Here is a 13,592-nt window from a genome sequence, read left to right as displayed (position 1 = left end):
CCCAGCGCCCGCGTCGCGCGGCGCGCCCCCCGCGGCCCGCGGGGGTGGGGGGCCGGCGAGCGGTGGGTGCGGTGCGGCCGCCGGGGACGGCGCCGCCGCCCGCTCGGCCGCGCCGGCCACCCGCACGGCGGCTCCCACCACGCCGGCGCCCGCGGCCACGCCCGCGGCCACGCCCGCGGCGACGTCCGCGGGGGCCGGAGCTCCCGCCCCGGCGGCGACCGCCCCGGTGACCGCGGCCGCCTCCCCGGCTCCCCGCGCCGGGGAGGCGGCGGTCGTCGCGCCCGTGCCGCTGGGCACCACGGAGGACCTGGAGGTCGCCGTGCGGCTGAGGTCGGACGCCCTCCTGACCGCAGACGTCGCCACGGCGCAGCGGCTGCTGTCGGCGCGCTGCCGGTCCGCCGTGCCCGACGGCGCGTTGCGCGAGGCCGCCGGCGCGGGGTTCGCCGCCGTCACCGCGGTGACCAGCCGCGCCACGGGTGGCACCGCCGAGGTCGACTACTCCTACTCCGTCCCCGGCCGCGACGTCACCGGCGAGCGCTGGAGCGCCGAGGACGGCCAGTGGCGCTGGGACGCCTGCTGAGGCCCTGACTCCGGGAGCCGGGGCGGATCAGCCGTGGTCGCAGACGTACCGGTAGGCCGTCAGGTCGCCGTCCTTGAGCATCGAGGAGAACCCCGGGCGGTGCGCGACGCGGCAGAACCGCTCCGGGGTCAGGTCGTACTCGACGTGCAGCACCGCCTTGCCGGCGTCCACGAACGGCTGCAGCAGGTCGCACTCCTCGTAGCGGGCGCAGGACTCGTTGACGGCGAAGTCGAAGTCGCCGACGAGGTCGCGGACCTGGTCGAGGTCGTTCTTCAGCGCCACGCCCATGCCGCGCTCGTGCGCGGCGGCGGCGAGCCACCGGTTGAAGCGCAGCTGGTCGGCGGCGGTGAGGTCGAAGCCGCTGTCGTTGGCCCAGGCGTCGACGTTGTCGGGTTCGACGGCGTCGAACCCCTTGTCGCGGCACTCGTCGAGGCGGTCCAGCAGGACGGGCCCGATCACGTCCAGGCGCCGCACGTCGAGCCAGCGCTCGTCGGGCCAGTCGGCCAGCGGCCGGCCGACGACCTCGTCGGGGAACCGGCCGGCGTCGTCGCGGTACGACTCCACGGTCCCGGCGCTGACGTAGCAGATGACGCGGCGGCCGTCGGCGTGCAGCCGGTCGACGACCTCCGCGGGGACCTGGTGGTCGACGTCGTACACCGGCACGTCCACGGTGAGGTCCAGGTCGCCGGAGAGCTGCCACTGCCAGGCGGTTCCCTGCTCGGGGCTCCACCAGCCGGACGGTTCCTGCGTGCGGGTCACGGGGTCCTCCTCGTTCGGGGTTCCGGCGGGGGCGGCCGTCCCGCCCGCGGTGGGGCCGGGGGCCGTGCAGCCGGCGGCCAGGGCCAGCAGCAGGGCGGCGGTGCACGTCGCGGCGAGTCGCGGTACCTGCGTGCTCACCCGGCCGCCCCGCCGATGGCCCGGTGGTGGCGGATCACTTCGGCGATGACGAACGCCAGGAACTTCTCGGCGAACACGGGGTCGAGGCCGGAGTCCACGGCCAGCCGGCGCAGGCGCGCGGTCTGCTCCTGCTCCCTGGCCGGGTCCGCGGGCGGCAGCCGGTGCGCGGCCTTGAGGTGACCCACGGCCTCGGTCAGCTTGAACCGCTCGGCCAGCAGGTGGACCAGCGCGGCGTCCAGGTTGTCGATGCTGTGCCGCAGCCGGGACAGTTCCGCCCCGACGTCGGCGTGCTGCGGTTCTCCGGTCACAGCCACCCCCTCCTCTTGAACACCACGTACAGCACGATGCAGCTGCTGAGCATCAGCAGCAGTGCCAGCGGGTACCCGTACGTCCAGTCCAGCTCCGGCATGTGCTCGAAGTTCATCCCGTAGATGCCGCCCACCAGGGTCGGGGCGAAGAGGATCGCCGCCCAGGAGGAGATCTTCTTGACCTCCTCGCTCTGCGCGTAGCTGGCCTCCGTCAGCGAGCGCATCTCCTCGTTCTGCCGCTGCGCCACGAGGGTGGAGTTCACGGTGAGGATGTCGCGCAGCTGGTTGCGGAAGTTCTCGATGCGCTCGGCCGCCACGGTGACGTGGTCGGTGACGTCGCGCAGGTAGCGCTGCAGCTCCTCGTCGACGCGGTACTTCTCGAAGCCGTCGCTGAGGCCGCCCAGCACGGCGGTCAGCGGGACGACGGCGCGCTGGAAGTTCGTCACCTCCCGGGACAGCTCGTAGATGCGCCGCGACACCGACGGGTCGCCGTCGAAGACCTGCACCTCGATCTCGTCGATGTCGTTCTCCAGCCCGCGCAGCACGGGCGCGTACCCGTCGACGACCGCGTCGAGGATCGCGTACAGCACGGCCTCGGTGCCCAGCGCGAGCATCTCGGGGTCCAGCTCCATGCGCCGGCGCACCTGCGCCAGGTCCGGGGACTCGGCGTGCCGCACGGTGATGACGAAGTCCGGGCCGATGAACAGGTGCAGCTCGCCGAAGTCGACCTCCTCGGCCGCGTCGTGGTAGCGCGCCGCGCGCAGCACCACGAACAGCGTGTCGCCGTAGCGCTCCAGCTTGGGCCGCTGGTGGGCCACGATCGCGTCCTCGACGGCCAGCTCGTGCAGGTCGAACTCCCGGGCCAGCGAGCCCAGTTCCGTGGCGGACGGCCGGTACAGCCCGATCCAGGCGATGCGGGACTCGTCCTCGTGCAGGCAGCGGTAGGTGTCCGCCAGCGTGGCGGGGGAGGCGACCCGAACGCCCTGCGCGTACACGCCGGAGTCGACCAGGCTGCTGCGCCCCAGCGGCTCGGTCGGGATGGCGCCGTCCTGCGCGAGGTTGCGGGTGGAGGGGACCGCTCCGCGGCGCCCCAGGGAGGACAGGTGGACGCGGCGCCTGGGCACGGGGCCTCCTCGGGTCTGCGGGGCACGGGCACCCCATCATCCCCCGTGCGCCGGGCTGCGCGGGTGCCGCGTCCCCCGCTCAGCCGCGCTCGAGGTGCGCCCGCACCAGCGTGCCGTCCTCGCTCGTCCAGCCCTGCGCGGTCGCGTGCGCGATCATCGCGGCGAAGCCCTCCAGCCACCGCGGCTCGTCCGTGCCCTGCGCGCGCAGCCACGTCAGCCGCAGCCAGGCGTGGCGGCCCGCCGCGTCCAGGTGGCCCGCGCCCGCGTCGCGCAGCGCGCCGTCGACCGCGTCGGCGGGCGCCGCGGCCGCGGCCCTCGCCGACAGCCTCCCCAGGTCGTCCGTGTCGTGCACCGCGATCCGGGCACCGCCCTGCTGCGCGTGCTGCACCTCGACGTCCACGTGCTCCTCCAGCCCCCGGCGCCGGCCGCCGGTCACCCCCGATCGTCCTCGACGGCCGTGCGAGGGCGCACGGCGACGTCCACGGGGCCGCCGACCCCCCGGTCGGGAGCACCGCGCGCGGACGGCGCCGACCGCTGGCGGGTGGTGCGGTCACCCGGCGCCCGGGCTCGTCGCTCGTGGAGCAGCGGCTGCCCGCCGGCCGCGACGACGCGGCCGTGCGCCCCGGCGGCACCGCGCGCCGGCGCACCGGAGCGCACACCCCGGCCGTCGAGCGGCTGGAGGCGGTCGCCCCGGCTCCTCCGCGGCGACCCCGGGAGGTTCGGCGCGCGGGCCACGGACACGGCTGGGCCCCTCAGCTCCCGGGGCCCTCGGCGATGCGGGCGGTGGCGGCGAGCGTCGCCGGGATGCCCTCGTGCGCCGCGCGGGTGCGGTCGGCGATCTGCTGCGGGGCGTCCTGCCCGTACAGCTCGGCGAACGCCGCCAGGCCCGCGGTCAGGAACTCCCACGACTCGGTCGTGCGCGTCCCGCCGTCGACGGGGGTGGAGGTGAACCCCCAGCGCACCCGGTCCCCACCGACGACGAAGGCGAACTCGCGACCGCGCTCAGCCGCCACCACCCGGCTGCGGGTCTCCCACACCCGCCCGATGACCTCGTTGCGCCCCGTGAACCAGGCACCCACCCGCGCCGACTGCCCCTCGTCCCACCAGCACCCCGTGCACACCGGGCTCCACTGCCCCGTGCGGGTCACGTCGGAGACGAGGTCGTACAGCGCTCCCGGTGAGGAGCGGATCACGGTGGAGCCGGAGAAGCTCGAGCCGGCCACCAGCGGATCACGGCACGTGCGCGGTGACCGGCCCGGGGGCCCCGCCGCGGCGCCCTACCTCGAGGGCACCTGGTCGACGGAGCCCGGCACGGGCTCGGCCGCGTCGCTGCCCAGCGCCACGACCCGGTTCGCCCCGTCCACGTGGACGACGTGCGGCCGGTGCCCGGCGCGCTCGGCCTCGTCGAGCTGCACGTAGGAGATGATGATCACCAGGTCCCCGGGGCGGACGAGGTGCGCGGCGGCGCCGTTGATGCGGACGTCGCCGCTGCCGGCCTCACCGACGATGACGTACGTCTCCAGGCGTGCGCCGTTGGTGACGTCGACGACCTGGACCCGCTCGCCCTCCACCAGGTCCGCGGCCCGGCACAGGTCGGCGTCCAGGGTGATCGAACCGACGTAGTGCAGGTCGGCCTCCGTGACCGTCGCCCGGTGGATCTTCCCGTGCATGACCGTGCGCAGCACAACAGCTCCCGTGATCGCGTCCCGGGGCGGCTCCCGCCCGGGAGCACCAGTGTCCCAGCCCGGCGCGCCGCGGGGACGGCGCACGGCGCCGCTCGCGCTCGACCTGCTGAGCCGCCGCAGCGGGAGCACGCTGGAGGGCGACGGGCCGAGGACGACCCGCGCCCGGTGGCGCACCACCAGCGTTCAGCACTCTCGACGAGGAGACGGGGCGGCGACATGAGGACGAGGAGAGCAGCGAGCGGCACCGCGGGCGCGGCCGAGGACGGCCGGCCGGCGCCGGAGAGCCCGCAGCGGGCCGAGGAGCTCCGGGTCGAGCACCGGGGTGGACCCCCGCCCGGCGGGCGGGACGGTGAGGGCGCCGCCGGGGGCCGGACGCGGTTGCAGGGGGCCGGTCTGCTCCTCGGGCCGCTGCTCGCCGTGCTCGTGCACGTGACGCTGCCGCCCTCCCCGGCGCTCACCCCGGAGGCGCGCGTCACCGCGGCGCTCGCGGTGCTCATCGCCGTCTGGTGGATGACGGAGGCGCTGCCGCTGGCGGCGACCGCGCTCGTGCCCATCGTCGCCTTCCCCCTCGCCGGGGTGGTCGAGCTCGACACGGCCACCGCCGCCTACGGCGACCCCACCGTGTTCCTCTTCCTCGGGGGGTTCGCCATCGCCCTGGCGATGCAGCGGTGGGGGCTGCACCAGCGCATCGCCCTCGGGACCGTCCGCGTCGTCGGCACCCGACCCACCCGGCTCGTGCTGGGCGTGATGATCGCGACGGCGTTCCTGTCGATGTGGGTCAGCAACACCGCCACCACCCTGCTGATGGTGCCGATCGGCGTCAGCGTCCTCGCCCTGGTCGACCGCCGCACGAGCGGCACGCTGCCCGAGCACGAGGTGCAGCGCTTCGGGGCCGGGCTGGTGCTCGCCATCGCCTACGCCGCCACCATCGGTGGACTGGCCACGCTCGTCGGCAGCCCGCCGAACCTCATCCTGGCGGGCGTGGCGGAATCGACCCTCGGCATCGAGATCGGCTTCGCCGCGTGGATGGCCGTCGGCGTGCCCGTGTCCGTCGTGATGCTCGTGATCGCCTGGCTGCTGCTGACGAAGGTCCAGTACCGGCCCCGCATCGGGGAGATCGCCGGGGGCCGGCAGGCGATCTCCGAGGAGCTGCACGCGCTCGGCCGGATGTCGCCCGGCGAGTGGACCGTCGCCGCCGTGTTCGCCTCCACGGCACTGCTGTGGGTGTTCCGCGCGCCGCTGAGCGACTGGGAAGCGCTGACCGAGGCGGTCCCCCTCGTCACGCGGCTGTCCGACGGCGGCATCGCGATCGCCGCGCTGCTCGCCCTCTTCCTCGTCCCGGTGCGGGGGCAGCGCGGCCGCGGCGCGCTGGACTGGTCGACCCTCCAGAAGGGCGTCCCGTGGGGGGTCCTGCTGCTGTTCGGCGGCGGGCTGTCGATGGCCGCCGCGATCCAGGAGAGCGGTCTGGACACCTACATCGGCGAACGCTTCAGCGGCCTCGACGCACTGCCGCTCGTCCTGCTGGTCGCCGCCGTGGCGCTGGGGATCCTGGCCCTCACGGAACTCACCTCGAACACCGCGACCGCGGCGACCTTCCTGCCGGTGCTCGCCGCCGTCGCCGTCGGCATCGGCGCCGAGCCGCTGCTGCTGCTGGTCCCGGCGGCGCTCGCCGCCACCTGCTCGTTCATGATGCCGGTGGGGACGCCGCCGAACGCCATCGCGTACGGCACCGGCCGCGTCACGATCGGGCAGATGGTCAGGTCGGGGGTGTGGCTGAACCTCATCGCCGTGGTTGTGCTCACGGCCGCCGTCTTCGCCATCGGCCCGCTGGTGTTCGGCTTCTCCCTCTGACTCCCCGGGGGCGTCCGCCGCGGAGCACCACCGGCACCACCGGCACCCCCGCACGTCACCGGGGGGACCACCCCCGGCGGTGCAGCCGTTCCACGCCGTCGAGCAGCAGGTCGAGGGCGAACTCGAACTCGAACTGCTCGTCGCAGCCGCGGCCGACGCCGGAGAGGTCGCCGCCGGTCGCCGCCGTCGCGATCTCCAGCACGTGGGGGTAGCGCTCGCCGAGCTCGCTCGCCAGGACCTCGAGCTGCTCGGGGGTCGGTGCGGGAGCACCCGGGGCGGCGGGTTCCTCGAACAGTTCCGGGCTGAAGCCCCAGATGCGGTTGCCGAGCGCGTGCAGGGCGTGGTGGGTCAGGTCGACCGAGAGCCCGCCGGCGCGCAGCGCACCCGCCAGGGAGTCCATGTACCCGAGCACGGCGGGGGTCCTGCGGGTGCGGGACTCGATCGCCCGCCGCGCCCAGGGGTGGCGGAGCACGGCCTGTCGCGCCGAGAGGATCCGCTGCCGGACGGCGGCCTTCCACCCCCGGGCCGGGTCGCCCGGCTCGACCTCGCCGATGACGCGGTCGACCATGCCGTCGACGAGGTCGTCCTTGTCCGAGACGTGCTTGTACAGGGCCATCGGCGCGACACCCAGTTCCTGGGCGACGCGGCGCATGCTGACCGCTTCGAGCCCGGCGGCGTCGGCCACTGCGCAGGCGGCGCTCAGCACCCGTTCCCTGCTCAGGGTCGTCCTCGGCGCACTCCCGTCCCGGCCGGCCATCGGTCCTCCTCCTCGGCGCCCATTGACAGGTGTACACCGTACACCTACCGTCCTCGGCATCAGGTGTACGCCGTACACCGCCAGTGTCGGGAGGACAGCCCCATGAAGCCGTACCGAGGAACCGCCATCGCCACGGGGGTGTTCTTCCTCGTCGCCGCGATCGCCGCGGTCGCCGCGCTGGCGCTCTACCAGCCCGCGCTGGCCGACCCGGAGTACGTCCTCGGCGCCGGCGCCGACACGCGCGTCCTGCTGGGCGGCTTCCTGGAGGTCGTCCTCGCCGCCTCGGTCGTCGGGACCGCGGTCGCGCTCCACCCGGTGCTCCAGCGGCAGAACCCCGGGATCGCGCTCGGCTACGTCTGCGGGCGCCTGCTCGAGGCCGCCGTCATCGTCATCGGGATCGTCAGCGTGCTGGCTCTGGTCACCCTGCGGCGCGAGCGCACCGGCGACGAGGACGGCGCGCTCCTCGCCGTCGCCCGCGCCCTCGTCGCCGTGCACGACTGGACGTTCCTCATCGGCCCCGGCCTGGTCATCGGCGTCAACAGCCTGCTGCTGGCCCACCTGGTGCACCGCGCGCGACTGGCGCCCCGCTGGATCACGGTCCTGGGCCTCGTCGGCGGCCCGCTCGTCCTCGCCTCGTCGACCGCCGTCCTGCTGGGCCTCTACGAGCAGGTCTCCACCTGGGGCTTCCTGGCTGCGCTCCCGGTGGCCGCCTGGGAGGTGAGCTTCGCCGTGCGCCTGCTCGCCAAGGGCTTCACCCCACCCGCCGGCGAACGCACCGCCGCCGCGGACGCCCCGCACGCGGCGGCCGCAGCCGCCCGGGTGCGGTGAGCGCGACGGCGCCGGCGGGGTCGACGCGGACCCGCTCGTGGACCCGTGCTCAGCGCGGCACCGCCAGGTCGTGCGGGTCCGCGTTGCCCCCGCACACCACGACCCCCACCCGCTCGCCCGCTGAGGGGGAGTACGCACCCCGCAGCAGCGCCGCCAGCGCCACCGCACCACCGGGCTCGGCGGTCACCCGCAGGTCCTCCCACAGCAGCCGGCGCGCCGCCCGCACCGCCTCCTCCTCGACGAGCACGGCCGTCACGCCCGCCGCGACGGCGCCGGCGAACCCGTGCACGCCGATCCGCTCCGCGCCCAGCGAGTCGGCCGCCAGACCGCCGACCGCCACGTCCACCGGCCGGCCGGCCGCCAGCGCCGCGTGCATCGTCGGTGCGCCGTGCGTCTCCACGCTCACCACCCGCGTGCCGGTGCCGTACCAGGCGGCGACACCGCCGATCAGCCCACCACCGCCGGTGGCGACCAGCACGGTGTCCAGGTCCGGGGCCTGCTCGGACAGCTCCAGCGCCACCGTGCCCTGCCCGGCGAGCACCGCCGGGTCGTCGTACGCGTGCACCGCCAGCGCACCGGGGGCGCTCGCCCGCTCGGCGCTCGCGGCGGCGGCCTCGGCGTAGGAGGCGCCCGCCAGGGTCACCCGCGCGCCGCGGGCTCGGATGCCCTCGACCTTCACGGCGGGGGCGGACTCGGGCACGAACACCTCCGCCTCGATCCCCAGCGCGCGGGCGGCGTGGGCCACGGCGAGGCCGTGGTTGCCGCCGGAGGCGGCGACGACGAGGCCGGGGCGCTCCGGGGCCGACAGGATCCGGTGGAACGCCCCGCGGGGTTTGAACGACCCCGTGTGCTGCAGCAGTTCCAGCTTCGCGGTGACGGGCACCTCGCGGCCCCCCACCGGCACCGACCACTCGATCACCGGGGTGCGACGGACGCGGCCGGCGATCCGCCCGGCGGCGTCGGCGATCTCCTCGCGGGTGGGCACGGCGGGGGGAGCGGGGCACGTCACGCCGGTGACGCTACCCCGCTCCCGTCGGCCGGTTCCGGCCCGCCCGTTCAGGCCAGCGTGGTGGTGTCCCCCAGGGACCAGTCGCGCACCTCCGGCATGTCCTCCAGGTGCTCCACCACGTACTCCCGGTGGCGCGCCAGCTGCGCCTCGCAGTACGCCATCAGCTCCCCGGCACCCGGGGGCAGGCGGCGGGCGTTGTTCAGGGCGTCCACCACCAGGTGGTAACGCGAGGCGCGGTTCCGCACGGTCATGTCGAAGGGCGTGGTGGTGGTGCCCTCCTCCATGAACCCGCGCACGTGGAAGCGGTCGGCGTCGGGACGACCGTGGACGACCTGGTGGATGGCGCCGGGGAAGCCGTGGAAGGCGAACACCACGTCGACGGAATCGGTGAACAGCTCCCGGAACCGCAGGTCGCTCATGCCGTGCGGGTGGTCCTTGGGGCGTTGCAGCGCCATGAGGTCCACCACGTTGACGACGCGGAACCGCAGCTGCGGCAGACGCTCGCGCAGGATCTGCGCGGCCGCGACCGTCTCCATCGTCACCACGTCCCCGGCGCAGCCCAGGACGACGTCCGGGTCGGCGAGCCCGTCGTCGTTGCCCGCCCACTCCCACACCGACGCACCCCGCCGGCAGTGCTCGACCGCGTCGTCGATCGACAGGTACTGCAGCTGCGGCTGCTTGTCGATGACGATGAGGTTCACGTAGTTCCGGGAGCGCAGGCAGTGGTCGGCCACCGACAGCAGGCAGTTCGCGTCCGGAGGCAGGTAGACGCGGGACACCTCCGGACGCTGGGTGATGGCGACCTGCAGCAGCCCCGGCCCCTGGTGGGAGAAGCCGTTGTGGTCGTTGCGCCACGCCGTGGAGGTCAGCAGGACGTTCAGGCTCGGCACGTCGGCGCGCCACGGCAGCTGCTGCGCCTCCTCCAGCCACTTGGCGTGCTGCACCGTCTGGGAGGCGCTGACCATGGCGAACGCCTCGTAGGTGGCGAACAGCCCGTGCCGACCGGTGAGGGTGTACCCCTCCAGCCACCCGTGGCAGTTGTGCTCGCTGAGCACCTCCATGACGCGCCCGGACCGGCTGATCGACACGTCCTGCGGGTACGTCCGCTCGGCGAACGCCCGGTCGGACACCTCGAACACCGCCCCCAGGCGGTTCGAGTTCGTCTCGTCGGGGGAGAACAGCCGGAACGTGCGGGGGTTGCGGGTGTAGACGTCGCGCAGCAGCTCGCCGAGGCGGCGGGTGGACTCGGCGCGCTCGCAGGCGGGCCGGTCGACCTGCACGGCGTGGTCGCGGAAGTCGGGCAGGTCCAGGTCCTGCGTGAGCAGGCCGCCGTTGGCGTGCGGGGTGGCGCTCATGCGCAGCTCGCCCTCGGGGTTCGCCGAGCGGACCAGTTCGACGGGGGCGCCGGAGTCGTCGAACAGCTCCTCGGGGCGGTACGAGCGCAGCCACTCCTCGAGCAGCCGGAGGTGGTCGGGGTTCTCCCGGACGCCGGACAGCGGCACCTGGTGCGCGCGGAACGTCCCCTCGACCTCGACGCCGTCGACCTCGTGCGGCCCGGTCCAGCCCTTGGGGGTGCGCAGCACGATCAGCGGCCAGCGCGGGCGGGGCGCGTCGGCGGGGGCGCCGTCGGCGCGGGCGGCGGTCTGGATGTCGCGGATGCGGCCCCAGGCGCGGGCCAGGGTGCCCGCGAACCGCTCGTGCATCCCCGGCAGGTCGTCCCCGCCGACCTCGAGGACCTCGTAGCCGTGGCCCTCCAGGAGCGAGCGCACCTCGGCGGGGTCCTTGCGGGCCAGCACGGTGGGCCCGGAGATCTTCGCGCCGTTGAGGTGCAGCACGGGCAGCACGGCCCCGTCGCGCGCGGGGTCGAGGAAGGAGACGCCCTTCCAGGAACCCTCCAGCGGGCCGGTCTCCGCCTCGCCGTCACCCACGACCGCGAGCGCCAGCAGGTCCGGGTTGTCCATGACGGCGCCGAACGCGTGCACGAGCACGTACCCCAGCTCGCCGCCCTCGTGGATCGAACCCGGGGTGGTGACCGACACGTGGCTGGGGATGCCGCCGGGGCTGGAGAACTGCCGGAACAGCCGCCTCATCCCCTCGGCGTCCTGCGTCACGGAGGGGAACTTCTCGGTGTAGGTGCCCTCCAGGTAGGAGGCGGCCACGAGGGCGGGCCCGCCGTGGCCCGGACCGGTGAGGAACAGCGAGGGCTGCCCGGTGCGGCGGATCAGCCGCGACAGGTGCGCGTACACGAACGACAGGCCCGGGCTGGTCCCCCAGTGCCCGAGCAGGCGCGGCTTGATGTGCTCGCTGCTCAGGGGCTCACGCAGCAGGGGGTCGGCGCGCAGGTAGATCTGCCCGACGGTCAGGTAGTTGCAGGCGCGCCACCACGCGTCGAGCGCGGCGACCTCCCGGGGGTCGGGGCGGGCCAGGGCCTCGACGAGCCCGGGCGAGGTGTCCTGCGCGGTGGTCGTGGTGGTGGGGACGCTGGTCGTGGACATGCGTGCTTCCTCCTCGGTGGACGCACCGACCCTCGCGCGCCGCGGCGCTCGGGACCAGGGCCCTTCGACCCTAGGGGGGCGGGGACGGCACGTCACTCCCTCGCGGGCCGGGGGCGGTCACGGTGAACCAGACCGTCTTGCCGCTCGCCCCGCCCGCGCCGCGCTGCTCGACGCCCCAGCTGCTGGAGAGCAGGTCGACCAGGGCCACGCCCCGCCCGCCGGTGGCCTCCGGGCCGACGCTGCGCCGCACCGGAGGCGTGGGCTCGGCGTCGTGGACGGCGACCCGCACGCCCTCGCCGGTGCGCTCCAGGTCCAGCCGCACCGGGGAGCGTCCGTGCAGGACCGCGTTGGCCGTCAGCTCGGCCGTCAGCAGCTCCACGACCGTCACGGCCGCGGCGGGCACCCGCGCCGCCGAGCAGCGCTGCACGATCCAGTGGCGGGCCAGCGGCACCGACGACAGGTGGTGCTCCAGGTCCAGGTGCCAGCGCTGCACGGCGCCGTCGCCGGTGGAGGGGGCCGGCCGGCCCTCGTGGGTCGTGCCCGTGCTCAGGTGCGTGCCGTCGTCCATGGTCCCGCGCGTCGTCCCCCCGCTCCCGCCGCGGTCTCCGTCGTGCTCGGACCCCGCCGTGCTCGCACCAGCTTCCCACCCGCCGTCGCGGGACGTCCGACCGCCCCGGGCGGGGTGCCGGTCCCCGGGCCCGTCGACCACGCCGTCGACCACGCCGTCGACCACGCCGTCGACCACGGCAGCGTCCTGTTCCGCACCGCCGGCGCACCGCGGAGCCCGCGCTGACGGCAGGTCCCGCAGTGGCCACGCTGGGTAGGGTGCGGGGGACCGCCCCCGACGCCGAGGTGCCGCCGTGCCGAAGAAGAAGAAGCCCGTCCGCCGCACCGCCGGGCCCCGGCCCACGCCTGGCCTGTCGCCCCTGCGGGCCGGCGGCCGCGCGCTCGGCGACCTGCAGGTGGAGTACCGCACCTTCCTGGAGACGGAGGAGGACGAAGCGGTCCTGGCCCCCGGCGACCTGGAGGCGCGGCTGATGGAGTCGCTGGGCTGGCTGCTGCTGGACTCCGGCGAGCCCGTCGTGCGGGCCTCCGCCACGCGCTTCGCCCCCGCGGAGCTGCGTGCGCTGTTCACCGAGGTCGTGCCCGCCGTCGCCGAGCACAACGGGCTCGACCCCCAGGAGCTCGTGGACGAGGTCCGGGTCGCCTGGACGACGTACCTGATGTTCCTGGGGGAGTCGGGCGCCTGGCAGGGCGGGCCGGAGGAGCTCGCGGACTGCCTGGACGTCGCCTCCGGCGGCATCGCCGGCGCCGCCTCCGACCAGAGCAGCGTGCTGGACGCGCTGGAGGCCGCGGCCCTGGCCGTCCCCGCCGAGGAGCAGCTGCGCGACCTGCAGGCCGTCCCCGTGGTCGCCGGGGCGCTGCGCGCCCTGGACCTGCTGCGCGCCGGGGTCCCCGTGGGGGAGGAGCCCGTCGTCGACGGCCCCGTGATCGACGCGCTGCGCGGCGAGGTCGGCGAGGTGCTGGACCCGGTGGCGCTGTGGCTGGACTGGAGCGCCACCGGTGTCGTGGAGGTCGTGGGCGGGCGCACCCACGTGCCCGGTCCCGTGGACGCCCTGCACGACGTCGACGCCCGCCGCGACGTCGCCGCCGCCGCGCTGGCCTCGGCCGTCACCACCGTGCTCGCCTCCTCCGCCAACGACGCCGCCGTCGTCGGCGGCCTCAGCGTCGTGACCTCCGCGGTGCTGGGCCCCATGACCACCCAGCAGCTGCAGGCGGTGCTGGAGTCCACCGGTGACGGCGAGGAGCTGGCGGCGGCCCTGGACACGGTGCGTGCGCTCGCCGACCTCGGCGTGCTGTCGCCGGTGGAGCCGTGGACGGCCCGGCCGGGGGTGGCCGGCGCGGTCCACGAGGTGGTGTCGACCTTCTTCGCGCAGGACCGCGACGAGGACGAGGCGGAGGTGGGCGTGCCCGAGCACGCCTGAGGTGCCCGGGCGGCGTCCCGTCCCCGCCCCCCGGGGGCCCCCGGCCCGTTCCGGCGAGGGAGCTCGAGGTGGG

General features: G+C 75.4%; 13 protein-coding genes and 1 pseudogene. 4 read left to right on the top strand and 10 right to left on the bottom strand.

The window, feature by feature from the left end:
* Positions 1 to 580, top strand: a pseudogene (locus ACRYR8_RS10755) (hypothetical protein); the annotation flags it as partial.
* Between the two features lie 27 nt (positions 581 to 607).
* Here ACRYR8_RS10755 and ACRYR8_RS10750 read toward each other — a convergent pair.
* The 6 genes from ACRYR8_RS10750 to panD form a co-directional block, all read right to left on the bottom strand.
* The gene (locus tag ACRYR8_RS10750) at positions 608 to 1,477 is read right to left on the bottom strand and encodes an endo alpha-1,4 polygalactosaminidase (RefSeq protein WP_432484464.1); all 870 of its coding nucleotides are present in this window, start codon (positions 1,475 to 1,477) and stop codon (positions 608 to 610) included.
* Positions 1,474 to 1,785 carry a chorismate mutase gene (locus ACRYR8_RS10745; protein WP_432484463.1) on the bottom strand — a complete coding sequence of 104 codons (312 nt, stop codon included), beginning with the start codon at positions 1,783 to 1,785 and terminating at the stop codon, positions 1,474 to 1,476. Before ACRYR8_RS10745 ends, ACRYR8_RS10750 begins: the two co-directional genes overlap by 4 nt.
* Entirely contained in the window at positions 1,782 to 2,909 is a 1,128-nt protein-coding gene (corA, locus tag ACRYR8_RS10740) for a magnesium/cobalt transporter CorA (RefSeq protein WP_432484462.1), read from the bottom strand. Before corA ends, ACRYR8_RS10745 begins: the two co-directional genes overlap by 4 nt.
* Positions 2,910 to 2,988: 79 nt before the next feature.
* Entirely contained in the window at positions 2,989 to 3,345 is a 357-nt protein-coding gene (locus ACRYR8_RS10735; RefSeq protein WP_432484461.1) for a hypothetical protein, read from the bottom strand.
* Between the two features lie 316 nt (positions 3,346 to 3,661).
* Positions 3,662 to 4,132: an SRPBCC family protein gene (locus ACRYR8_RS10730; protein ID WP_432484460.1), complete on the bottom strand. Its 471-nt coding sequence runs from the start codon at positions 4,130 to 4,132 to the stop codon at positions 3,662 to 3,664.
* Positions 4,133 to 4,186: 54 nt separating this feature from the next.
* On the bottom strand, positions 4,187 to 4,594 hold the full coding sequence (panD, locus tag ACRYR8_RS10725; protein ID WP_432484459.1) for an aspartate 1-decarboxylase: 408 nt from the start codon (positions 4,592 to 4,594) through the stop codon (positions 4,187 to 4,189).
* Positions 4,595 to 4,810: 216 nt separating this feature from the next.
* On the opposite strand from panD, the gene ACRYR8_RS10720 reads away from it, so the two are divergent.
* Positions 4,811 to 6,445: an SLC13 family permease gene (locus ACRYR8_RS10720; protein ID WP_432484458.1), complete on the top strand. Its 1,635-nt coding sequence runs from the start codon at positions 4,811 to 4,813 to the stop codon at positions 6,443 to 6,445.
* 55 nt (positions 6,446 to 6,500) lie between these two features.
* Here ACRYR8_RS10720 and ACRYR8_RS10715 read toward each other — a convergent pair whose 3' ends face one another.
* Positions 6,501 to 7,202: a TetR/AcrR family transcriptional regulator gene (locus ACRYR8_RS10715; RefSeq protein WP_432484457.1), complete on the bottom strand. Its 702-nt coding sequence runs from the start codon at positions 7,200 to 7,202 to the stop codon at positions 6,501 to 6,503.
* Between the two features lie 102 nt (positions 7,203 to 7,304).
* Here ACRYR8_RS10715 and ACRYR8_RS10710 point away from each other — a divergent pair, with 102 nt between their 5' ends.
* Complete coding sequence (locus tag ACRYR8_RS10710; protein WP_432484456.1) at positions 7,305 to 8,030, top strand: DUF4386 domain-containing protein; 726 nt, start codon at positions 7,305 to 7,307, stop codon at positions 8,028 to 8,030.
* A 49-nt stretch (positions 8,031 to 8,079) separates the two neighbouring features.
* Here the strand turns inward: ACRYR8_RS10710 and ACRYR8_RS10705 are convergent, their stop codons facing one another.
* From ACRYR8_RS10705 to ACRYR8_RS10695, 3 genes are all read right to left on the bottom strand, one after another.
* Positions 8,080 to 9,039, bottom strand: coding sequence for a serine/threonine dehydratase (locus tag ACRYR8_RS10705; RefSeq protein WP_432484455.1), 960 nt, complete (start codon positions 9,037 to 9,039; stop codon positions 8,080 to 8,082).
* A gap of 47 nt (positions 9,040 to 9,086) precedes the next feature.
* On the bottom strand, positions 9,087 to 11,534 hold the full coding sequence (locus ACRYR8_RS10700; protein ID WP_432484454.1) for a phosphoketolase family protein: 2,448 nt from the start codon (positions 11,532 to 11,534) through the stop codon (positions 9,087 to 9,089).
* A 70-nt stretch (positions 11,535 to 11,604) separates the two neighbouring features.
* Entirely contained in the window at positions 11,605 to 12,102 is a 498-nt protein-coding gene (locus ACRYR8_RS10695; RefSeq protein WP_432484453.1) for an ATP-binding protein, read from the bottom strand.
* Between the two features lie 292 nt (positions 12,103 to 12,394).
* On the opposite strand from ACRYR8_RS10695, the gene ACRYR8_RS10690 reads away from it, so the two are divergent.
* Complete coding sequence (locus tag ACRYR8_RS10690) at positions 12,395 to 13,519, top strand: hypothetical protein (RefSeq protein ID WP_432484452.1); 1,125 nt, start codon at positions 12,395 to 12,397, stop codon at positions 13,517 to 13,519.
* Positions 13,520 to 13,592: the final 73 nt, after the last annotated feature.

This window comes from Kineococcus esterisolvens, from assembly GCF_050871405.1.
Taxonomy (GTDB): Bacteria; Actinomycetota; Actinomycetes; order Actinomycetales; family Kineococcaceae; genus Kineococcus.
The sequence above is the reverse complement of the archived record's forward strand: the minus strand, read 5'-3'. Positions and strand labels throughout refer to the sequence as shown.

Excerpts from the sequence above, each read along its gene's own strand:
- ACRYR8_RS10720 (WP_432484458.1), top strand. The coding sequence starts at position 4,811 with ATGAGGACGAGGAGAGCAGCGAGCGGCACCGCGGGCGCGGCCGAGGAC.
- ACRYR8_RS10715 (WP_432484457.1), bottom strand. The coding sequence starts at position 7,202 with ATGGCCGGCCGGGACGGGAGTGCGCCGAGGACGACCCTGAGCAGGGAA.
- ACRYR8_RS10710 (WP_432484456.1), top strand. The coding sequence starts at position 7,305 with ATGAAGCCGTACCGAGGAACCGCCATCGCCACGGGGGTGTTCTTCCTC.
- ACRYR8_RS10700 (WP_432484454.1), bottom strand. The coding sequence starts at position 11,534 with ATGTCCACGACCAGCGTCCCCACCACCACGACCACCGCGCAGGACACC.
- ACRYR8_RS10695 (WP_432484453.1), bottom strand. The coding sequence starts at position 12,102 with ATGGACGACGGCACGCACCTGAGCACGGGCACGACCCACGAGGGCCGG.